Origin of the sequence: Streptomyces sp. L-9-10 (assembly GCF_004151105.1) — a bacterium.
GTDB lineage: Bacteria > Actinomycetota > Actinomycetes > Streptomycetales > Streptomycetaceae > Streptomyces.
The window spans coordinates 172,599-191,557 of the sequence record NZ_PHRF01000161.1 but is presented as its reverse complement, the minus strand read 5'-3'; the positions used below and the strand labels follow the sequence as shown (position 1 = coordinate 191,557).

Below are 18,959 nucleotides of genomic sequence, written 5' to 3'. Positions count from 1 at the left end.
CCCGCGTATGGACGTCTCTAGGATGACGAGGTGAAATCCGAGTCCGGACGCAGAATGCCGCTGTGGGTGGAGGCACCGTCGGCGGTGGCGCTCGCCCTGATGTCCGTACTGGAGGGCTACCGGTCGGCCGGCGACACGCTGGCGGATCCCGCGCCGTGGGTGGCGGTCATCGCGTCGGTGGCGGCCCTCGGCCGCCACCGGTATCCCCGCGCGGCGGCGGGCGCCGCGCTCGTGTCGGCGGTTCTCGGCGCCCTGCTGCCGTTGCTGGTGACGCTGTACCACCTCTCCTCGCGGGGCAGGCTGCGCGAGGTGTGGGTGTGTCTGGGAATCGTCCTGACCGCCGGGCTGCCGTGGCTCGCCGTCGCGCTGACCCGGGGCGAGCCGCTCACCGGAGGGCGGCTGAGCAACTGGACCAACACGAGCTTCGGCAATTCCGTACTCATCGGTCTCGCCCTGGCGCTCGGCATGTGGCTGGGCAGCAGGCGCCGGCTGCTGGAGGCGCTGACGGACCAGGTGGAACAACTGCGGGTGGAGCGCGAACTCCGCGCGGAACAGGCGAGACTGGCCGAACGGTCGCGGATCGCCCGGGAGATGCACGACGTACTCGCCCACCGGCTGAGCCTGCTCATGCTGCACGCCGGGGTGCTCCAGCTGCGCGGGGAGGGGATGCCCCCGGCCACCGTGGAGCGGATCGCCCTGCTGCGGAGCACCGCAGGACAGGCGCTGGACGATCTGCGCGAGGTGCTCGGGGCGATGCGCTCCGACGACGGGCCCCGTGGGACCGACGGGACGGCAGGGGCGGCGGGGGCGGCGGGGACCGCCGGGGCCGACGGCACGGTGGCCGTGGCCGCCCCGGCGCTCCAGGATCTGGCCGAGCTGCTCGCCGAGGCACGGGCCGCGGGACAGCTGATCGAGTCGACGGTGTCCGGGGACGCGGGCAGCACCTCCACCACCCACCGGCTGGCGGTGCACCGGCTCGTGCGGGAAGCCCTGACCAACGCCCGCAAGCACGCCTACGCGGCGCCGGTCGCGGTGCGCGTGCACTACGGGCCGCCGGCCACCACGGTCGAGGTGGTCAACGGGCCCGCGGGGGAGGCCCTTCCGGCGTCCGAGGACCCCGGGGCGCGGACACCGGGCGGGTACGGTCTGATCGGCCTGGCGGAGCGGGTCGCCGCGCTGGGCGGCCATCTGCACACAGGTGCCACGGCGGGCGGCTGGCGGCTGTCCGCCCGGCTGCCCGTGGCCTCCGCCGACCTGTCCGCCGACCTGTCCTCGGCGGCGTCATGATCAACGTCCTGGTGGTGGACGACGACGCCCTGGTGCGGCTCGGTCTCGTCGATCTGCTGACCACCGACCCGGAACTGGCCGTTGTGGGTGAGGCGGCGGACGGGCTGGCGGCCGTCGAGCAGGCGGGCCGGCACCGTGTCGACATCGCGCTCGTCGACATACGGATGCCGCGTATGGACGGTATCGCCGCGACCCGTCGGCTGCGCGCGCTCCCGGCCCCGCCGCGAGTGATCACCCTGACCACCTTCGACCTGGACGAGTATGTCTACGACGCGCTCGCCGCGGGCGCGGACGGCTTCCTGCTCAAGGACACCGATCCGCTGGAGATCATCCGCGCGGTCCACGTGGTGGCCGCGGGCCAGGGCATGCTGCACCCCGCCGCGGCCCGCCGGCTGATCGACCGTTACCACCACGCCGAACGGCCCGCGGCGCTGGCGGCGCGCGCCAAGGTCGCCCGGCTCACACCGCGCGAGACGGACGTACTGTCACGGCTCGCGCTGGGCTGCTCCAACGCGGAGATCGCGACGGCGCTCGGTATGCGCGAGAGCACCGTCAAGGCGCACATCAGCCGGATCCTCACGGCACTCGACGCCGGAAACCGCGTCCAGGCCGCTCTGCTGGCCAGGGACGCCGGGCTCGGCGCTCCCGGCTGAGCCCCGGCACAGGGCCGCCGGCCCGCGACCTGCCCGTGAAGCCGACGAGCGACCTTCCAGAGGCTCCAGGTCTGTGCGGACCTTGACACCATCCGCGCTCTTCGCAGTCGGTGTACAAGCCGCGAGCAGCACCACCGCGCCCAGCGTGAACATCCCCCGGCGTCCGGGATCCGCGATGTCCATCACCGGACTGCCCTCCCGTGCCGTAGGCGGTGGCGGCCTCCGGAACCAGTCCGGACCGTTCGCCGTAAAGCCCTTGATCTGAAGCGCGCTCCAGATCCGAGCATGGGACGCATGAACACCACGGACCCTCAGATCGTCCTCGGAACGATGGACTTCGGCACCCGCGTCGACCGCGACCGGGCCTTCGCCATCCTCGACTCCTTCGTTGCCGCAGGCGGTGTCTGGCTCGACACCGCGAACGCCTACTCCTTCTGGGCCGACCCGAGCGGCGTCGGCGGCGCCAGCGAGCGTCTCATCGGGGCATGGCTCCGGGCCCGCCCGGGTGCGCGCGACGCGGTGCGGATCGCGACCAAGGTCCGGCAGAACCCCCTCATCCCGCACTCCTGGCCGGAAAGCGCGGAAGGACTCTCCGCCCGCGCCATCCACGTCGGCGTGAAGGAGAGTCTGGGCCGTCTGGGAGTCGACCACCTCGATCTGCTCTGGGCCCACGCCGAGGACCGCACCGTGCCACTGGAGGAAACGGTCGGAGCCCTGGGCGAACTGGTCGGGCAGGGAGCCACGCTGCGGGTGGGGGCGGCGAACCATCCCGCCTGGCGCGTCGAACGCGCCCGGTCGCTCGCGCGACAGCAGCACGTGGAACCGCTGACGGCCCTGCAACTGCGCCACTCACTCGTCCAGCCGCGCCCGCTCACCCCCCTCGCGGAGTCCGCCCACCGCATGCTCACCGCCGAGGACCTGGACCTCGCGCGGTCGGAGGGGCTCGCCGTCTGGTCGTACACCTCGCTGATGTGGGGTTCTTACGTACGCGCGGACAAGCCGCTTCCGCAGACCTATGATCACCCCGGGACCACCCGGGTGCTCGCGGTCCTGGACGATGTCGCCGGTGAGCTCTCGGCCACGAGGAACCAGATCGTCCTCGCATGGCTGATGCGGCAGGGCATCGATCCCCTCGTCGGCGTGAGCCGCGTGGAGCAGATCGAGGAGGCGCTCGGCGCACGCCATGTGCGGCTCGGTGACGAGCACCTGGCGCGTTTCGCCGAAGCGCGGTAGCGGCGACAGCCAAAGGAGCTCCATGACCACCATCACCCCGGCAGCGGCCGCCGACCGCACCGGCGTCTCCATCGACACACTGCGCTACTACGAACGCGAAGGGCTCATCGGCCCGATCGGTCGCTCCGCCGGCGGGCGCAGGGAGTACACCGATGACGACATCTTCTGGATCGGCCTGGTCACGTGCTTCCGCGAGGCCGGCCTCGGTATCGCCGACCTGCGCGGGTTCGTCGCCATCCTGCGATCCGAGCAGCCTCCACAGGACAAGGTCACCTTCCTGCGTGAGCACCGTGCCACCCTGGAGCAGCGAGTGGCGGCGCTGCGCCGGGCCATGGAGGTCCTCGACGGCAAGATCGCCTACTACAGCTGAGCGACCGCCCGGTCGTCCGTGGGTGCGCCTCCGCCCCCGGTCGGCGGATCAGCGGATCACCTCCACGAACACCGGGTTGGTGTACAGCCAGGTGTCCACCCACGGGCGTGTCCGCGGAGTGTGTCCTCCGCTACGAGCTACGACAGCGTGTCTTCCGCTACGACAGCGCGCCGACGACCACGGAAGCGGCCTCCGCGATCAGCTTGTTGTCGTAGGCGGCGTCCTTGTCAGGGCGGTTCGACATGATCGCCATGACGATGGGAGCGGAGTCGGGGGGCCACACCACGGCGATGTCGTTGCGGGCGCCGTGGTAGCTGCCGGATCCCGTCTTGTCGCCGACCACCCAGCCCTTGGGCACCCCGGCCCGGATGAGTTCGTCCCCGGTGGTGTTGGTCCGCAGCCACTCCGTGAGCTGGGCGCGTTCGCCCTTGCCGAGGACATCTCCGAGCACGAACGCGCGCAGATCCTTGGCCAGCGCCCGCGGTGTGCTCGTGTCCCGCGTGTCGCCGGGGACCCATCGGCTCAGCTCGGGCTCGCGGCGCTCCATCAGGGTGACATCGTCGCCGATGCCCCTGAGCACGGCCTGGAGACCCTTGGGGCCGCCGAGCTGGTCGAAGAGCAGGTTGGCCGCGGTGTTGTCGCTGTAGCGGATGGTGGCGTCACACAGCTCTTTCAGGCTCATCCCGGTCTCGACATGCTTCTCGGTCACGGGAGAGTTGGCGACCAGATCCTCCTTGGAGTACGTGATCACCCGGTCCATGCCGCTCAGGGAGTACTTCCGCAGCACGGCGCCGGCGGCCAGCGCCTTGAACGTGGAGGCGTAGCCGAACCGCTCGCCGTCCCTGTACGCCACCTCGCGCCCGGTGCCGGTGTCGATGGCGTACACACCGAGCCGCGCGTCGAACGTGCGCTCAAGCTCCTTGAGTTCGCCGGCGAACGGCTTCGTGGCCGCGCCCGGCCCTGTCGCCGCGGCGGACGGGGACGACGCCGCGGACAGAGACGACGAGGCCGCGGAACTCCCCTGGCCACAGGCCACGATCGGGACGAGGGCGAGCGTGGCGAGTGCGCCGAGAACGGCGCGCCGGGCACGGGTGTACTGCATGGTCCAAACCTCCGGGGCGCCCCGCGCGCGGGTGGGCGCGCGGGGACGGCATAGGGGATGGGGTGACACGGCCCCATCCCGGTGCGTGGTCGTGGTCATCGGTGCCGGGACCACCCTCACCTTCGGACTGCCATGCGGTCCAATACGCTCATGCGCTGTTCCATGCCGATCTGGCATAGAGTGCGGCGTGTGGATCTGGTGGGAGCGTGTCACGCGTTTGTCAGCGTCAGCGAACACGGCAGTTTCACCGTCGGAGCGGCAGCTGCACGGATGTCCCAGTCGGTGGCCAGCCGTCGTGTCGCCGCGCTGGAGGAACGCTTCGGTGAGCAGCTGTTCGAGCGCACGTCACGGCGGGCCGTCCTGACCCCCTTCGGCCGGGACATGCTGCCGGCCGCCCGACAGCTCGTACAGTCGGCCGAGGTGCTGCTGAACGAGGCGGCCGCCGCCAAGCGCAAACCCTGGCGGCTCGCGGTGCCGGGCATCTGCTCCACGGCCGGTCTCGCCCGTCTCGTCGCCGAGGCGCGCGGGTACGGTGTCACGCTCGATCTCCGCGTCGCCGCGCCGGCGGAGCGCAGGGAGCTGATCCACGCCCAGCAGGTGCGTGCCGCCGTGCTCGCGGTGCCCGAGGACGAGGCGACCTGGTCCGTCCCGCTCGGGCTCGCCGGTGCGCGGGATCCCGGCGTCAAGCGGGTGTACGTCGAGACGCTGCGGATGGGACGGGCCTCCGCCGGCCCGGCCCGCCGTGTCTGGATCCAGCCGGAGGACGACGTGCCGCACATCCGTGACCCGCTGACGCGACTGCGCGACGCGGTGGGCCTGCGGCCCGCACAGCTCGTCGCGGCGGCCGACCTGACGACCGCCGCCGCGGAAGTCCTCTGCGCGCACGACCTGTTGCTGTGTTCCCCCGCGCAGGCCGGGGAACTCGCCCTGCACTGGCGGCCCATCGGCGAGATCACACTCAGCCGGGGGTTCGCCCTCGCCGCCGCGGCGGACGGCAATCCCCAGCACATCGAAGCGCGCCTGGGCGACGCCCTCGCCCGTCTCCTGGGCGCGGGCACCCGGGCGGGCGCCTCGGGAGGGGCGGCGGCATGAACACCGAGGCACTGCTCGGCGAGATGCGCCGGCAACTGCGCGACGGCGGTCTGCACGGCTGCCTGCTCGTGCGGGACCTGCACACGGGAGAAGAGCTGGGGATCGACCCGGACACCCGGCTGCCCGCCGCCTCCCTCGTCAAGGTGCCGCTCGCGCTGGCGACGGCGGAGCGCATACGGCGGGGCGAGCTCGACGGGGCGACGACGCTCGACGTGGAACCCGGGCGGATCACCACGCCCGGACCCACCGGGCTGAGCCGGTTCCGCCACCCCGCCCGGATCGCGATCGACGACCTGCTCTATCTGAGCACCTGCGTGAGCGACGGAACGGCCGCCGACGCGCTGTTCGCCCTCACCCCGCCCGCCCGGGTCGCCGGCATCCTCCACGAACTCGGCGTCCGCGGTCTCACCGTCCGGCACGGCATGCTCGAACTGTCCGACACCCCCGTGGAACGCTTCGATGCCGCCGAGGCCCATCTCGCCCACTCCCTCGCCATCGACGCGGGCACCAGCGGCCGTGGACACCGGGTGCCGCAACTCGACACCACTCGCGCCAACACCGGCAGCGCACGCGCCTACGTCGAACTGCTCCAGGCCCTGTGGACACCCTCGGCGATCCACCCCGAAGTGGCCGGGCGGGTGCGCGGCCTCATGAGCCACAACGTGCTACGGCACCGGCTCACCCCGGACTTCAGCTCCGACGCCACCACCTGGTCCTCCAAGACCGGCACCCTTCTCAACCTCCGTCATGAGATCGGTGTGGTCGAACACTCCGACGGCCAGGCCTTCGCCATCGCCGTCCTCACCGAGTCACTCGTCCCGGCCGGTACCCAGCCCGGGGCCGACGCCCTCATGGCGCAGGTCGCCCGAAGCCTGCGCGATCACCTCAGGCAGCTCTAGCTAGGGCCTCTCGTTTGGATCATGCCGGGCTCGGGCGGCCCCCGCCCACCCCCGGCGCCCCCTCACCCCCGGCGGCCCCTCATACCGTCCGTACGACCACACCGGCCGCGGCCATCGCGCCCGTCTCCTCCTCCGGGGCCGTCCCGTCCGTCACGACGGCGTCGAGCGCGGAGACCGGTGCGACGAAGGCGAGCGCCGTACGGGAGAGCTTGGCGGCCTCCGCCACGGCGATCACCCGGCGGGCCGAGGCGATCGCGGCGCGCTTGACCGCTGCGTCGGCCAGGTCGTACGCGGTCAGACCGTCCCTGGAGGTGAGCCCGCAGCAGCCGATGACGGCGGTGTCGAAGCGCAGCGCGGCGAGCGACGCCTCGGTCAGCGGGCCGGTCAACGCCAGCTCGCCCGGACGCGGTTCACCGCCGGGCAGCAGCAGTTTCAGCCGGGGGGCACCGGTCAGCGCGTTCGCGGCGTGCAGGGAGAGCGGTATGACGGTCAGCCTGCGGTGCTCCAGGGCGCGGGCCACCTCGAAACAGGTCGTGCCGCTGTCGATGAGCACCGACTCCCCGTCGGCGATCAGTCCGGCGACGGCGGCGGCGATGCGCCGCTTCGTCCCCGTGTCCTCCCGCGCCCGGAACGCGAAGGGCGGTTCCACGCCCCGCAGCAGCAGGCTTCTGGCGCCGCCGCGGTAGCGCTCCAGTACACCCTGGGCGCCCAGGGTCTCCAGATCGCGGCGAATGGTCATCTCGGAGGCCCCGGTGAGTTCCGCCAGTCCGGCCACGCTCAGCTGCCCGGCCTCGCGTACGGCATCGCTGATCAGCCTCAGTCGTTCTGTGCGCGCCATACCGCATATTGAACATGGTTGGCGACCGTTGGGCAATGTTTCGAACGTATTCCATGTTTGCTATGTTCGCTCGCATGGAGAGAACACGCATGGAGAAATCACTGCGCGCCGCCCGGATCGCCACCTTCGGCTTCTTCACCCTCAACGGGTTCGTGATGGGCATGTGGGTCGTCCACATCCCGACCGTGGAGCACCGCGCGGGGATCAGCCATGCCGTGCTCGGCTGGCTCCTGCTGCTGCTCGGCGGCGGCGCGTTCGCCGGAATGCAACTGGTCGGGCCGCTCACCGACCGTCTCGGCGCGCGCAAGGTGGTACCCGCGAGCGCGGCGCTGTGCAGCGCCGCGCTGATCCTGCCCGGCCTCGCCACCGAGGCGTGGACGCTGGCCGTGGCCATGCTGGTGTTCGGCTTCGGCAACGGCTGTCTGGACGTCAGCATGAACACCCATGCCGTCCAAGTCGAACGCGGCTACGAACGGCCCATCATGTCCGCCTTCCACGCCTTCTTCTCGGTCGGCGGGGTGCTGGCCGCGCTGGTCGGCGCGCGGACCCTCAGCTGGGACTGGAGCGCGGCACTGACCCTCACCTCGGTCAGCGTCTTCGGGCTGGTCGTCACCGTACTCTTCACCCCGGCGCTGCTGCGGCCCGAGCCCGCCCACGCCCCGGAGAGCCGAGACGGCACGGCCGACGAGACCGGCGCGGGGCGCAAGCCGTCCCCGGCGGACCAGGAACCGTCCCCGGCGGACCGGTTGTCGTCCCCGGCGGGTCGGAAGCCTCCGCGCGTGAAGACGCCCTCGCGGATCTGGGCGCTGGCCGCGCTCGCCTTCATGCTGATGCTCTGCGAGGGCGTCGCCAACGACTGGAGCGTGCTCGGCCTGCGGGAAGTCCTCGACGCGCCCGCCGCCACCGCCGCCTTCGCCTACGGCGCGTTCTCCACCGCCATGACGATCGGACGGCTGCTCACCGACCGGGTGGCCGCGCGCTTCGGCCCGGTCGCGATCGTCCGTTACGGCACGGCCCTGGGGGCGCTCGGGCTGACGGTCGTCGCACTCTCCCCCTGGATTCCCCTCGCCCTGGCCGGCTGGACGGTCTTCGGCATCGGGCTGTCCGGTTCCGTACCGCAGCTCTTCAGCGCCGCGGGCCACGCGGATCAGGGGAACGCCGGGGTGAATGTCTCCCGCGTCGCCGGGCTCGGCTATCTGGGCATGCTCGCCGGGCCCGCGATCATCGGGCCCATGACCCATTTCATCCCGCTGAACCTGACCTTCTTCCTGCCGGTGGTCTTCTGTGTGATCGCGGCGTCGGCCGCCCGGATCCTGCGTACGGGACCGGTGGCGGCGACCCCGGCGGCCGAGCCCGCGCAAGCGAGCGCGGGAAGCCGGCCGGCCTGACCGCGCCCTGGACGCCCTGACCGTGGCCTGGACGCCCTGCCGGCGGCACGCGGCGTCATGCGGCCGGGGACCGGCCCTCGGCGGTGGCGCGGCGCAGCGCGAGCACAGCGATGTCGTCCTGCTGATGTCCCGCGGCGAAGGCCCGGGAAACCGTGTGGAGGGAGCGGGCGAGCCGGTTCGGGGGCAGCTCCGCGTTCTCGGCGAGACGCTTCCTCAGCGGGAAGAACGTGCCGTCGGGGGCGCGGGCCTCGGTCAGGCCGTCGGTGCAGAGCAGCAGTGTGGTGTCGAAGGGGAAGTCGAACCGGCCGACGGTGCGGGCCGCGGACGCCAGCGAGCCGAGGCCGAGCGGGAGATCGGCCTCATCGAGGAGTACGGAGACGGCCGCGCCCGGTCCGACGAGATACGGGCGGGGGTGTCCGCAGCAGATGGCCTGCACCGTCGGGGAGTCGTCGATACAGAGGACGAGCGCGGTCACGAACCGTTCCGGCTCGTCGGCCTCGGCGGCGATGGCGTTGTGCCGTACGACGGCCTCCTCCAGGGCGTTCACGAGACCGGGGAGCGTCGTCTCGCGGTACGCCGCCTCGCGGAACGCGCCGATCACGGCGAAGGCCGTGCCTATGGCGGGCAGCCCCTTGCCCTGGACGTCACCGATCAGCACGCGGGTGCCGTAGGGCGAGGCCGCCAGGTCGTAGATGTCGCCGCCGACGAGTTTGTCCTCCTGGAGCGGCTCGTACACACCGTCCATCAGCACCTGGTCGGTGAGCAGCGGGAGCGGCCGGAGGATGCTCCGCTGCATGGCGGTGGCGGTCGACCGCAGCCGCAGCATCTCGTTCTCGTGCCCGATCCGGTACCGGCAGCCCAGCACGCTCAGCACGCCGAAGATCACGGTGAGTGTCAGTGCCGCGATGTCGTCGCCCTGGTCCGGCGCCGGGTGGTAGGCCAGGGACAGCGCCATCGCGGCGATGGACCAGCACGCGGTGAACACGGTCTGCCGGACGTCGGCGAAGGCGGCGGCGAACGCGGGGAGGAAGACGAGCAGGCTGACCAGGCGTACGCCGGTGCCGGTCAGCAGGCCGATCACCAGGATGAGCCCGGTCAGTCCCACGACCCACAGCAGTACGGCACCGTTCGACGGCCGGCGTGCCCGGGGGCGGTCCGGATCCGCAGGCTCGTCGGCCCTGGTGGCCACACCGCGCTCCCTTCACCGTCGGGCTCTCCCCCCACCTTCGGGCCGCGCCCTCCGGCCCGCGAGCGGCGCGGAGCACACGTGTGATCACGGCATGGGCACCTCCCTCGGCCCGGCGCCCGGCCGAGGGAGGTGTGAACGTCCGAGCCGCTACCGCAGATCGATCTGGAACACCTTGTCCGCGCCGGCCGGCTCGCCGCCGTTGGCGTCGGCGTTGGTCGTCGCCAGCCACAGGGCGTTCGAGCCGGGGATCTGCTCCACCGTCCGCAGCCGGCCGTACTGACTGGCGTAGTACGCGACGGGCGTGCCCGTACTCGTACCGGTGACCGGGATCCGCCACAGTCGCTCGCCGCGCAGCGCCGCCAGATAGAGCGCGCCGTCGGCGTACGCGACCGCGCTGGGGGAGGCCTCGTTCGTCGGCCACTGCCGGGCGGGGTTGGTCATGCCGGCGGTGGTGCAGTTGCCCTCGCAGACCGGCCAGCCGTAGTTCTTGCCGGGCTCGATCAGATTCAGCTCGTCGAACCTGGTGTTGCCGAACTCGGCCTCCCACAGCCTGCCTTGCGCGTCCCAGGCGAGCCCTTGGGGGTTGCGGTGGCCGAGGGAGTAGACGAGCGTGCCGAAGGGGTTGCCCGGCGCGGGCCTGCCCTGGGGCGTCATCCGGAGGATCTTCCCGCTGAGGGAGTTCGCGTCCTGCGAGAGGTTCGCGTTCTGCGCGTCGCCGGTGGTGGCGTAGAGGTAGCCGTCCGGGCCGAACTTGATCCGCCCGCCGTTGTGATAGCGGTTCTTCGCGATGCCGCTGACCAGCACGGTGTAGCCGCCGAGCGAGGAGCCGTCGTATGTCATCCGGACGATGCGGTTGTCACTGGACGAGGTGTGCATCAGATAGATGTAGTGGTCGGTGTTCCAGTTCGGCGAGACCGCGATGCCGAGGAGCCCGCCCTCGCCGCCGGTGGTCACGACGTTGGGCACGGTGCCGACCTGGGTCCGCGTGCCGGACTGCGTGAGCTTGAAGACCTTGAACGAGTCGCGCTCGGTGACGAGCGCGGCCCCGTCGGGGAGCCAGCTGAGGCCCCAGGGAACGGTCCATCCGGACGAGACCGTCCGGATGGCCGACGGGACGGACGCGATACCGCTGTCGGTCTGTGCCGCGGCGTTTCCCGCGCCGGCGGAGGCGAGCAGACCGGCGGTCACCGCGGTCGCGGCGGCGACGGCGGTCAGCGCGGGGGGCAGGAGCCTTCGGGCGGTGTGGGGGTGGCGTGCCATGGGAGGGCCCTCCTGATGGAGTCGGTACGGCTGGAACGTCACACGGCCCGTGGGTGTCCGGCCGTGTCTGACGAGCACCTGACAATGACTTCGGGCTCCCGAGGGACCGTAGGAGCTGTGTCATGGCCGGTCAAGGGCGTATGGAGCCAAAGGTTCATACCTAAGGGAAGGCGAGGCCCTGGGCGCGTCGGCCGCGCCGGTTATGCGGGCGAGTGCGGCGCTGGGACACTCCGACGACCGGCCGGGCCACCGGCCGGAGTCCGTGACGTCTCGGAGACGGAGTTCACCGCGTGCTGCTGCTGGCCGAGTTACTGACCAACTTCCTGCCCGGCAAGGTGAAGACGCGCGGAGAGTATGTGCTCTCCGCGGTCGTCATGACGGTGCTGTCGCTGCTGGTGCTGTCCTCCCTCGGGCACCTCTTCGGGCAGACGTGGGGCACCGCTCTGACGTGGGCGTCCGTTGTGACCGCTGGCGTGGCCGTCGGATACGCCGTGGCGTACCCCTTCGTGAGGGCCCGGCTGACCGGTACCCGGTGAACTTCCTGGACGAGAACCGGGCAACACGCGTTCGGATTGGGGCGGTTGGGGCGGGTGTACACGGTCGCCTCACTCGTCCGGCCCACACCGAGTACCCGAAGAGGTGGTTTGGCGTTGCCGCCCCGCTCCCATGGCGACGGCATCCGGCAGTCTCCTCCCGGTGCCGGACAGTCCGGCCCGAATCGTGTCAGGAGAAGCCATGTCGGTATACAAGCTGAACTGGGCCGCCGCGGCCGCCGCTCTCGCGGGAACGATGCTCGTCGCCTCGATGACGCCGACCGCCTCGGCGCAGCCCGAGACGGACAGAGCGGTCACCGTCCAGCAGCTCAGCCTGCGGCTGGCCGCCAACCCCAGCCAGGTCGCCAACGTCAAGGGCGGCGGCAGCGCGAACGGTACGCCGGTCATCCAGTGGCCCTGGTCAGGGACCCCGAACGAACGCTGGGAGGCCACCGCCAAGGGCGGCGGCTACTACCAGTTCGCGTCGAAGGAAAGCGGAAAGTGCCTGAACGTCAAGGGCGGTGGCAACGCCAACGGCACCGAGGTCATCCAATGGACCTGCGGCAACGACGCCAACGCCCTGTGGAAGTTCGTACGGAAGGGCATCGGCTACGAACTGGTCGTCAAGTCCAGCCAGAAGTGTCTGAACGTCAAGGGCGGGGTCGGCAAGGGGAACGCCCTGATCCAGTACACCTGCGCCGGCGCCGACAACGACATCTGGCTGGCCGTCTGGGAGCACTGACGGTCACCCCGCGCCGTACCGGTCCGGCACGCTGACGGGCGACGGGACGCGCGTCACGGCTGACCCGTGGACCGGCCGTCAGGAGGGCCGCCGACACCGTCGGCGGCCCTTTCCCGCTCCGGAACAGGGCGGCGCGGTTGTCAGCGGCGGGCCTGGACGAGCGCGTGCGTGCCGCTGGTACGCCACGGCTTCCCGCTCGCCTCCAGGCCGTCCAGCGTGCGGGCGTCGAGACCGACGATGACATCGGACTTGAGGGTGCGCAGTGCGGCCACGGGGCCGGGGAAGTACGCGGTACGGCCGGCGAACGAGGACGTCGGCGCCCAGTACCGGTCGCCCACCAGACGCCGGTAGTTGAGGTCGCCCTTGAGGAGCGTCACGGTGGCGCCCGCGAGCTCCCGGCGCAGATCGTCGGGCATCGCGCCGTACGGCAGCGGCGCGCGGAAGAAGTCGTGCGCGCGCACCGCGAGCCGCCCGCCCGCCATCGCGGCCCAGAGCCGTTCGCCGGTCCCGGCCGCGTATCCGGACGCCGCGCCCAGCCGCCGCAGACCGTCGATGACGTCCGTCATCGTCGCGTCGGACACGTAGTACGGATACGGCTTGACGTGCAGGACGGCGCGAGAGGCGCGTTCGGTGTGGAGCAGATGGTCGAGGAGCACGAGATCGGGGATGAGTTCCCGGCCGGCGTTGTCGGCGATCAGATGCACCGTGGCCGCCGCGCCCACGGGCAGCAGGGACCACAGCAGAGGGCCGTCGTCCGCGACGAGGCGCGGGTCCGTACCGCTGTCGGCTCCGACGGCTCCCGAGGCGATCCGGAAGCCGAGGTCCGCGCGGTTGCCCCAGAGCGAGGCGTGCGCCAGCGCGAGCGCCTGCTCGTCGGCGGGCCGTCCGGCGAGCCCGTCGAGTGCGGCGAGTTCGTCGTCCACCGCCGGGCCGCGCAGCTCGGCGTCCTTGAAGGGGGCGAACGGATCGACGCCCCGCCAGGGGCCGTCGCCGAAGTAGCCCATGGCGTCGAGGAGCACACGGTAGAAGTAGCTCTCGGCCCACAGGAACGGCACGTCGAACCAGGACCGGCCGAACCAGGAACCCCCGGCGCCGTCACGCCCCCAGACCTCCCACTGGGCGCGGTCGTGCGCGTCCGGGGCGAGCGGCTCGATCACCCCGTCGGTGACCGAGCGCAGCAGGGCGTCGAGCGCCCGGTGCCGCTCGGGGGTGCAGGGGAAGGCGTCGCGCACCTGCTGGATCAGCGCCGGATGGCGGTCGGTCAGTACTCCCCGGGCGAACGAGCCGGGCTCGTCGCCCAGGATCACCGGCGCTTCGTCCGCCGCGGGCGTCGCCTTGTCGTCTGCTTCGAGCATCGCCTGTACGTACTCCTCGATCGGCCGTCCGGAGCGGACCCGCCGAGCCGCCGTCGCCGGCCGTCCCGGGGGACCACCACCGCACCGTACCGGTGGCGGCTCACGCCCACAGCGCCCCGGCGAGGGCGGCCCCGGCGAAGGCCGCGCCCAGCCCGGCCGCCACGCTGCCGAGGACATTCACGGCGGCGTAGAGCTTCGCACCGTCCTCGGCGAGCCGCAGCGTCTCGTAGCTGAAGGTCGAGTACGTCGTCAGCGCGCCGCACAGGCCGGTGCCGAGGAACAACTGGGTCCGCGAGGAGGCGGCCCCGGCGGCGACCGCGCCGGTCAGCAGCCCGAGGACCAGACACCCCACGATGTTGACCGCGAACGTCCCCCACGGGAAGACGCTGTCGTGTCTGCGCTGCACGCTCCAGTCGGTCAGAAAACGCAGCGGGGCTCCGATGGCGGCCCCGGCCACGACCAGCACCCAGTTCACCGTGCCTCCCGCCGGCCGGCATGACGGACGACCTCGCAGTTCTCCAGCGTGACCAGCCCCTCGCGGACCAGCTCGTCCAGCCGTGGAAGGAAGTCCCGGATCTTCTCCTCCGAGTCCACGATCACGATCGCCACCGGCAGGTCCTCGCTCAGCGACAGCAGCCGCTGCGTGTGGATCAGGGAGGACGCGCCGAACCCCTCGATCCCGCGGAACACGCTCGCGCCCGCCAGCCCCGCCCGGTGCGCGCGGTGCACGATCTCGGTGTAGAGGGGCTTGTGGTGCCACACATCGGATTCGCCGATGAGGACCGTCAGCCGCAGGGCACTGCCCATCAGCCCGTTCATGTCCGCCTCCACGCGACTACGCGGCGCGTCAGCCACACCGCACTCCACACCGAGGCGAGGGCCGCCACCAGCGTCAGTCCCAGATACGCCATGCCCGCGGCGGGCCTGCCCGAGGCCACCAGGAGCCGGATGTCCACCGCGTAGGCGGAGAACGTGGTGAACCCGCCCAGCACGCCGGTCCCGAAGAACGGCCTCACCAGCCGGTGCGCGGCCCACACCTCACTGATCACCACCATGAAGGCGCCGATCACCGCGCACCCCACCACGTTCACGGTGAGCGTCGTCCACGGAAAGGCGCCGGACGCGGTGGGCCACAGGAGGGACGCGCCGTAGCGGGCCGCCGCGCCGATCGAACCGCCGAGCGACACGACGGCCAGCACCGGCCACAGCGCTCCGGCCCGCGCACGCCGCCGCCCGGCCCCGGCCCCGGGCATGGTTCCGGCGCCCGCTCCGGACATGGCGGTACCGGAATCGGGTCCGGTGGGTTCTTCGGGCTCGTTCACCACTCGGGGCCGCGGGCTTCCCATGGGCATACGTCTCCTACTCGCCGGGCGCCCGTACGCGGACGCGCTCCTCCGCAAGTAGGGACCGTTGGCGGAAGCTCTCCGCGGTTGGGTACGGCGGGCCCCACCGCCGCGTGGTCGCCCGCCGGGCCACCACCGGCTCCCAGGCTAGCGCCAGGGCCCGGGAGGCGCCGACCCGGGCCCTCCCTGACGGCCCCTGCCGCGCGCGGCTGCGGCGACGGCTCACAGCCCCGGGCCGCCATGGCGCATGTACTGGTCGAGCAGTTTCGTACGCGACACCTCAAGACGGCGGGCGAGGATCTCCGCGATGGAGCGGGTCAGCGCGTAGCCGAGGGCAGGATCGGCCTCGCACATGGCCCGTACCGCGTGCCCGTCGAACTCCAGGGTGCGCACCGGACTGAACGCCTCCGCCCCGAAGTGCCAGCGGTGCGGCGGGAACAGCCAGGACCAGCCGAGCAGGTCCCCGACCCCGAGCGTCTCGACCATCACCCGCCGGCGGCCGGGTACGTACATGTCCAGGGAGACGGCGCCCGAGCGGATCACCCAGAACCGGTCCGCCGGATCGCCCTCCTCGAAGATCCTGGTGTCCTGGGGGAAGGAGACATAGCGGGCCTGTCGCATCAGGAGTTCGCTGTGGCCGGTGGGAAGCACCGTCAACCAACGCGTCGCGGGAGCCATGGTGGGGTACCTCCTTGCCGAACCGCGTGACCGGGCCGTCGACCGGGTCATGAACGGGCCGGACGGGACATACGGCGCGTACGGCCATACTTCAGATGGTATCCCCACCGTGTGACCTGCCCGGAAGTGCCGATTCCGTCGCACCACCGTGCGTGACGGGCCGGCGGCGGACAGCGCCGGAGCGGCGGAAACGAGACCCGGCCGGATCCCGCCCCTCAGGGCCGCGCGATCATAGGCAACACGTCGTGACCGCGACACGTCTGGACCCCGGCCACGCCGTGACCTCGACCTTCGCCGTGTACACGAAAGCAGGAGAGTTCGTTGAAGCAGCCTCCCTGTCTCGCCGCCGCCGACCGCTACGACGACATGCGCTTCACGCGGTGCGGTCGCAGCGGCGTACGGCTGCCGCAGGTCTCCCTCGGCCTGTGGCACAACTTCGGCGGCACCGCGCCGCTGGAGAACCAGCGCGCCGTGCTGCGCCGCGCCTTCGACCGGGGCGTCACCCATTTCGACCTCGCCAACAACTACGGCCCGCCCTACGGCAGCGCCGAGGAGAACTTCGGCACGCTCTACACGCAGGACTTCCGCCCCTACCGCGACGAACTGTTCCTCTCCACCAAGGCCGGCTACGACATGTGGCCGGGGCCGTACGGCGAGTTCGGCTCGCGCAAGCATCTGCTGGCGAGCCTGGACCAGTCACTGACGCGGATGCGCGTCGACCACGTCGATCTCTTCTACTCCCACCGGTTCGACCCCGACACTCCGCTCGAGGAGACGATGGGGGCGCTGGACTCGGCCGTACGGCAGGGCAAGGCGCTGTACGCCGGGCTGTCCAACTACCCGCCCGAGCGGATGGAGCGGGCCGCCGGGATACTCCGGGACCTCGGTACCCCGCTGCTGATCAACCAGCACCCGTACAACCTCCTGGACCGCGGCATCGAGCACAACGGCCTGATCGCCGCCTCCGCCGCGGCGGGCGCCGGAGTGATCGCCTTCTCTCCGCTGGCCCAGGGGCAGTTGACGGACCGTTACCTGAACGGTGTGCCCGCCGACTCGCGGATGGCCGTGGGCCACTTCCTGAAGCGGGACGCGCTCAGCGAGCGGAAGCTGGCCTTGCTGCACGCGCTCAACAAGCTCGCGGGCGAGCGCGGACAGACCCTCGCACAGCTGGCCCTCACCTGGGTGCTGCGCGACCCGCGCGTCACCTCCGTCCTCATCGGCGCCAGCAGCGTCCGGCAGCTGGACCAGAACCTCGAAGTGCTGACCGCCACCGCGCTCGACGAACCGGAACTGGCCGCGATCGAGGCCCTGTTGACGGATCCCGACGGATCTGCCTGACGGGCTCGCTGACGGACAGTGAGTATTCGTCGGACGGGTTCATCCGACAGGTATCCCCATATCACATTCCACGTCACCCCAGCTGTTGACGTGCTCCTAATCCGTGACGGACCATCACATGAGGGTGTTCAACGGGGAGTTGGGCACCGCGGTGTCGAAGGGGGATCGTTCCATGCGGAAAACGGCCAAGAGCGACAGCACATCCCGTCCCAAGCCGACCACCATCAAGATCCGACGTCTCGACCGGAGAGAGACCACGGGCGACAGCAACTCGACCGGTTCCTGAACGGGCCGCTGTGCCGGGTCGTTATCTCACCGTCGACGAACTGACCTCCCGCGCCCGGGGCCTGGCCGCGGCGCACCCGGACCGTGCCGTCCTGCGGCGTATCGGCTACTCACGGGCCGGGGAGCCGATACGGCTGCTGTCCATAGGGCGGGGGAGCCGGCACGCGCTGGTGGTCGCGGGGCCGCATGCCAATGAACCGGTGGGCGGCATGACGGCCCTGCGACTGGCCCGGTATCTCGCCCGCCCCGAGCGGCCGGGCCGGGCCATGGACACGACCTGGCACTTCGTCCTCTGCCTCGATCCCGACGGAGCCCGCCGCAACGAGCGGTGGCTCAAGGGCCCGATGACCTTCGCCCAGCACTACCGCCACTTCTTCCGTCCCGGCTTCGCGGCGCAGCCCGAGTGGCTGCCCACGGAGCCCGGCGCGGAACCGATGCCCGAGACCCGGGCCCTGCTCGACCTCCAGGACGAGCTGCGCCCCTACCTCCAGTGCTCACTGCACGGTGTGGACGTGGGCGGCAGCTTCGTCCAGCTGACCCGCCGGCTGCCCGGCCTCCCGGAACGGCTCGGCAGGTCCGCCGCCGATCTGCGGATACCGGTGGAGCTGGGGCCGTACGACGCCTTCTTCTGGCCGAGCCCGGGACCGGGCGTCTATGACATGCCACGGCCCCAGGAAGCGGATCAGTTCCACTCGCTGCCCGCCGCCACCGCCACCTCCACCTGGTTCCATCCGTATGCGTACGGCACTGTCACGGCCGTCGTCGAAGCACCGATGTGGGGGGTCGAGGAGGTCGGTGACACCTTGGCCCACCCCGACCCGTCCGGCGCTCTGGAGACCATCAGCCGGACGCTCCGGCAGGACGCGTTGTTCCTCGCGGGACTGCTGGAGCGGGTGCGGCCGGGACTGCCCGCCACCGTGGCACCGCTGCTCGCACCGGTCGAGGAGTACCTCGCCATCTGCGGCGGGCTGGCGGACGAATGGGCGCCGGAGGCGGCCCTGCGCGAGACGGGCGGACTGCCGCCGCTGAACCGGGCGCGGATCATGGCGCTCCGGATCGCCGCCCGGCGGCTCGTGGTCCGTACGGCGGGGATGCTGCACCAGATGCTCGCCGCCGGGCACGGCACGGAGCCCGGTCATGACCCCGGCAGCACAGGCGGTGCGGCCGGCGCCGGCGCTGCGGAGGCGACCGAGGTACGCGCTTCCCTGGACGTGTTCCTCACCCGGCGCTGCGACGCGTTCGAAGCGGACTGCCGCGCCCGCTGGATCCCGGTCCACGACCAGGTGGAGCATCAGTTCAGAATCGTGCTGGCCGCCTCCGAGCTGGCCGCCCGGTTCAGGGAGCCGAGGGCGGTACGGGCGTGAAACCGGACCG

General features: G+C 71.6%; 21 protein-coding genes. 12 read left to right on the top strand and 9 right to left on the bottom strand.

Going from position 1 to position 18,959, the window contains the following annotated elements; all coding sequences use genetic code 11:
* The first annotated feature begins 30 nt into the window (after positions 1 to 30).
* The 4 genes from CU044_RS33240 to CU044_RS33225 all read left to right on the top strand — a co-directional run bounded on the left by CU044_RS33240 (position 31) and on the right by CU044_RS33225 (position 3,543).
* The gene (locus tag CU044_RS33240; RefSeq protein ID WP_240045986.1) at positions 31 to 1,287 is read left to right on the top strand and encodes a histidine kinase; all 1,257 of its coding nucleotides are present in this window, start codon (positions 31 to 33) and stop codon (positions 1,285 to 1,287) included.
* On the top strand, positions 1,284 to 1,940 hold the full coding sequence (locus CU044_RS33235) for a response regulator transcription factor (protein ID WP_129772451.1): 657 nt from the start codon (positions 1,284 to 1,286) through the stop codon (positions 1,938 to 1,940). The genes CU044_RS33240 and CU044_RS33235 overlap by 4 nt, the downstream gene beginning before the upstream one ends.
* A 294-nt stretch (positions 1,941 to 2,234) precedes the next feature.
* Positions 2,235 to 3,173 (top strand): aldo/keto reductase, encoded by a 939-nt coding sequence (locus CU044_RS33230; protein ID WP_129772450.1) that lies wholly within the window; start codon positions 2,235 to 2,237, stop codon positions 3,171 to 3,173.
* 22 nt (positions 3,174 to 3,195) lie between these two features.
* Positions 3,196 to 3,543 (top strand): MerR family transcriptional regulator, encoded by a 348-nt coding sequence (locus CU044_RS33225; RefSeq protein WP_129772449.1) that lies wholly within the window; start codon positions 3,196 to 3,198, stop codon positions 3,541 to 3,543.
* A 157-nt stretch (positions 3,544 to 3,700) separates the two neighbouring features.
* On the opposite strand, the gene bla is transcribed toward CU044_RS33225, so the two are convergent.
* Complete coding sequence (bla, locus tag CU044_RS33220) at positions 3,701 to 4,645, bottom strand: class A beta-lactamase (protein ID WP_129772448.1); 945 nt, start codon at positions 4,643 to 4,645, stop codon at positions 3,701 to 3,703.
* Between the two features lie 162 nt (positions 4,646 to 4,807).
* Between bla and CU044_RS33215 the strand changes: the two genes are divergently transcribed.
* Positions 4,808 to 5,737, top strand: a complete 930-nt coding sequence (locus CU044_RS33215; protein WP_240045992.1) for a LysR family transcriptional regulator — start codon at positions 4,808 to 4,810, stop codon at positions 5,735 to 5,737.
* The gene (locus CU044_RS33210; protein ID WP_129772446.1) at positions 5,734 to 6,636 is read left to right on the top strand and encodes a serine hydrolase; all 903 of its coding nucleotides are present in this window, start codon (positions 5,734 to 5,736) and stop codon (positions 6,634 to 6,636) included. The genes CU044_RS33215 and CU044_RS33210 overlap by 4 nt, the downstream gene beginning before the upstream one ends.
* 79 nt (positions 6,637 to 6,715) lie before the next feature.
* On the opposite strand, the gene CU044_RS33205 is transcribed toward CU044_RS33210, so the two are convergent.
* Entirely contained in the window at positions 6,716 to 7,474 is a 759-nt protein-coding gene (locus tag CU044_RS33205) for a DeoR/GlpR family DNA-binding transcription regulator (protein ID WP_129772445.1), read from the bottom strand.
* 89 nt (positions 7,475 to 7,563) lie between these two features.
* On the opposite strand from CU044_RS33205, the gene CU044_RS33200 reads away from it, so the two are divergent.
* Complete coding sequence (locus CU044_RS33200; protein WP_129772507.1) at positions 7,564 to 8,862, top strand: MFS transporter; 1,299 nt, start codon at positions 7,564 to 7,566, stop codon at positions 8,860 to 8,862.
* A 55-nt stretch (positions 8,863 to 8,917) separates the two neighbouring features.
* Here CU044_RS33200 and CU044_RS33195 read toward each other — a convergent pair whose 3' ends face one another.
* Both CU044_RS33195 and CU044_RS33190 read right to left on the bottom strand, forming a co-directional pair.
* Positions 8,918 to 10,051, bottom strand: a complete 1,134-nt coding sequence (locus CU044_RS33195) for a PP2C family protein-serine/threonine phosphatase (protein ID WP_129772444.1) — start codon at positions 10,049 to 10,051, stop codon at positions 8,918 to 8,920.
* Between the two features lie 147 nt (positions 10,052 to 10,198).
* Positions 10,199 to 11,311, bottom strand: coding sequence for a PQQ-dependent sugar dehydrogenase (locus CU044_RS33190; protein ID WP_129772443.1), 1,113 nt, complete (start codon positions 11,309 to 11,311; stop codon positions 10,199 to 10,201).
* 290 nt (positions 11,312 to 11,601) lie between these two features.
* Between CU044_RS33190 and CU044_RS33185 the strand changes: the two genes are divergently transcribed.
* Positions 11,602 to 11,847, top strand: a complete 246-nt coding sequence (locus tag CU044_RS33185) for a hypothetical protein (protein ID WP_129772442.1) — start codon at positions 11,602 to 11,604, stop codon at positions 11,845 to 11,847.
* A 199-nt stretch (positions 11,848 to 12,046) separates the two neighbouring features.
* Entirely contained in the window at positions 12,047 to 12,586 is a 540-nt protein-coding gene (locus tag CU044_RS33180) for an RICIN domain-containing protein (protein WP_129772441.1), read from the top strand.
* Between the two features lie 140 nt (positions 12,587 to 12,726).
* Here CU044_RS33180 and CU044_RS33175 read toward each other — a convergent pair whose 3' ends face one another.
* The 5 genes from CU044_RS33175 to CU044_RS33155 form a co-directional block, all read right to left on the bottom strand.
* Entirely contained in the window at positions 12,727 to 13,941 is a 1,215-nt protein-coding gene (locus CU044_RS33175) for a damage-control phosphatase ARMT1 family protein (protein WP_129772440.1), read from the bottom strand.
* A 100-nt stretch (positions 13,942 to 14,041) separates the two neighbouring features.
* Positions 14,042 to 14,416 (bottom strand): fluoride efflux transporter CrcB, encoded by a 375-nt coding sequence (gene crcB / locus CU044_RS33170; RefSeq protein WP_129772439.1) that lies wholly within the window; start codon positions 14,414 to 14,416, stop codon positions 14,042 to 14,044.
* On the bottom strand, positions 14,413 to 14,760 hold the full coding sequence (locus CU044_RS33165; protein ID WP_129772438.1) for a DUF190 domain-containing protein: 348 nt from the start codon (positions 14,758 to 14,760) through the stop codon (positions 14,413 to 14,415). The genes crcB and CU044_RS33165 overlap by 4 nt, the downstream gene beginning before the upstream one ends.
* Positions 14,757 to 15,194: a CrcB family protein gene (locus CU044_RS33160; RefSeq protein WP_240045991.1), complete on the bottom strand. Its 438-nt coding sequence runs from the start codon at positions 15,192 to 15,194 to the stop codon at positions 14,757 to 14,759. The genes CU044_RS33165 and CU044_RS33160 overlap by 4 nt, the downstream gene beginning before the upstream one ends.
* Before the next feature lie 312 nt (positions 15,195 to 15,506).
* Complete coding sequence (locus CU044_RS33155) at positions 15,507 to 15,962, bottom strand: cyclic nucleotide-binding domain-containing protein (RefSeq protein ID WP_129772436.1); 456 nt, start codon at positions 15,960 to 15,962, stop codon at positions 15,507 to 15,509.
* 366 nt (positions 15,963 to 16,328) lie between these two features.
* On the opposite strand from CU044_RS33155, the gene CU044_RS33150 reads away from it, so the two are divergent.
* From CU044_RS33150 to CU044_RS33145, 3 genes are all read left to right on the top strand, one after another.
* Positions 16,329 to 17,300 (top strand): aldo/keto reductase, encoded by a 972-nt coding sequence (locus CU044_RS33150; RefSeq protein ID WP_129772506.1) that lies wholly within the window; start codon positions 16,329 to 16,331, stop codon positions 17,298 to 17,300.
* Between the two features lie 118 nt (positions 17,301 to 17,418).
* Positions 17,419 to 17,586 carry a hypothetical protein gene (locus CU044_RS38920; protein WP_165372040.1) on the top strand — a complete coding sequence of 56 codons (168 nt, stop codon included), beginning with the start codon at positions 17,419 to 17,421 and terminating at the stop codon, positions 17,584 to 17,586.
* Positions 17,587 to 17,596: 10 nt separating this feature from the next.
* Entirely contained in the window at positions 17,597 to 18,949 is a 1,353-nt protein-coding gene (locus CU044_RS33145) for a M14 family zinc carboxypeptidase (RefSeq protein ID WP_165372039.1), read from the top strand.
* Positions 18,950 to 18,959 lie beyond the last annotated feature (10 nt).

Bases quoted from the DNA above. Each gene is read 5' to 3' on its own strand.
- CU044_RS33235 (WP_129772451.1), top strand. From the start codon at position 1,284: ATGATCAACGTCCTGGTGGTGGACGACGACGCCCTGGTGCGGCTCGGT.
- CU044_RS33230 (WP_129772450.1), top strand. From the start codon at position 2,235: ATGAACACCACGGACCCTCAGATCGTCCTCGGAACGATGGACTTCGGC.
- CU044_RS33225 (WP_129772449.1), top strand. From the start codon at position 3,196: ATGACCACCATCACCCCGGCAGCGGCCGCCGACCGCACCGGCGTCTCC.
- bla (WP_129772448.1), bottom strand. From the start codon at position 4,645: ATGCAGTACACCCGTGCCCGGCGCGCCGTTCTCGGCGCACTCGCCACG.
- CU044_RS33215 (WP_240045992.1), top strand. From the start codon at position 4,808: ATGCCGATCTGGCATAGAGTGCGGCGTGTGGATCTGGTGGGAGCGTGT.
- CU044_RS33210 (WP_129772446.1), top strand. From the start codon at position 5,734: ATGAACACCGAGGCACTGCTCGGCGAGATGCGCCGGCAACTGCGCGAC.
- CU044_RS33205 (WP_129772445.1), bottom strand. From the start codon at position 7,474: ATGGCGCGCACAGAACGACTGAGGCTGATCAGCGATGCCGTACGCGAG.
- CU044_RS33200 (WP_129772507.1), top strand. From the start codon at position 7,564: ATGGAGAAATCACTGCGCGCCGCCCGGATCGCCACCTTCGGCTTCTTC.
- CU044_RS33190 (WP_129772443.1), bottom strand. From the start codon at position 11,311: ATGGCACGCCACCCCCACACCGCCCGAAGGCTCCTGCCCCCCGCGCTG.
- CU044_RS33180 (WP_129772441.1), top strand. From the start codon at position 12,047: ATGTCGGTATACAAGCTGAACTGGGCCGCCGCGGCCGCCGCTCTCGCG.
- CU044_RS33175 (WP_129772440.1), bottom strand. From the start codon at position 13,941: ATGCTCGAAGCAGACGACAAGGCGACGCCCGCGGCGGACGAAGCGCCG.
- CU044_RS33165 (WP_129772438.1), bottom strand. From the start codon at position 14,760: ATGAACGGGCTGATGGGCAGTGCCCTGCGGCTGACGGTCCTCATCGGC.
- CU044_RS33160 (WP_240045991.1), bottom strand. From the start codon at position 15,194: ATGCCCGGGGCCGGGGCCGGGCGGCGGCGTGCGCGGGCCGGAGCGCTG.
- CU044_RS33155 (WP_129772436.1), bottom strand. From the start codon at position 15,962: ATGGCTCCCGCGACGCGTTGGTTGACGGTGCTTCCCACCGGCCACAGC.
- CU044_RS33150 (WP_129772506.1), top strand. From the start codon at position 16,329: ATGCGCTTCACGCGGTGCGGTCGCAGCGGCGTACGGCTGCCGCAGGTC.
- CU044_RS38920 (WP_165372040.1), top strand. From the start codon at position 17,419: ATGAGGGTGTTCAACGGGGAGTTGGGCACCGCGGTGTCGAAGGGGGAT.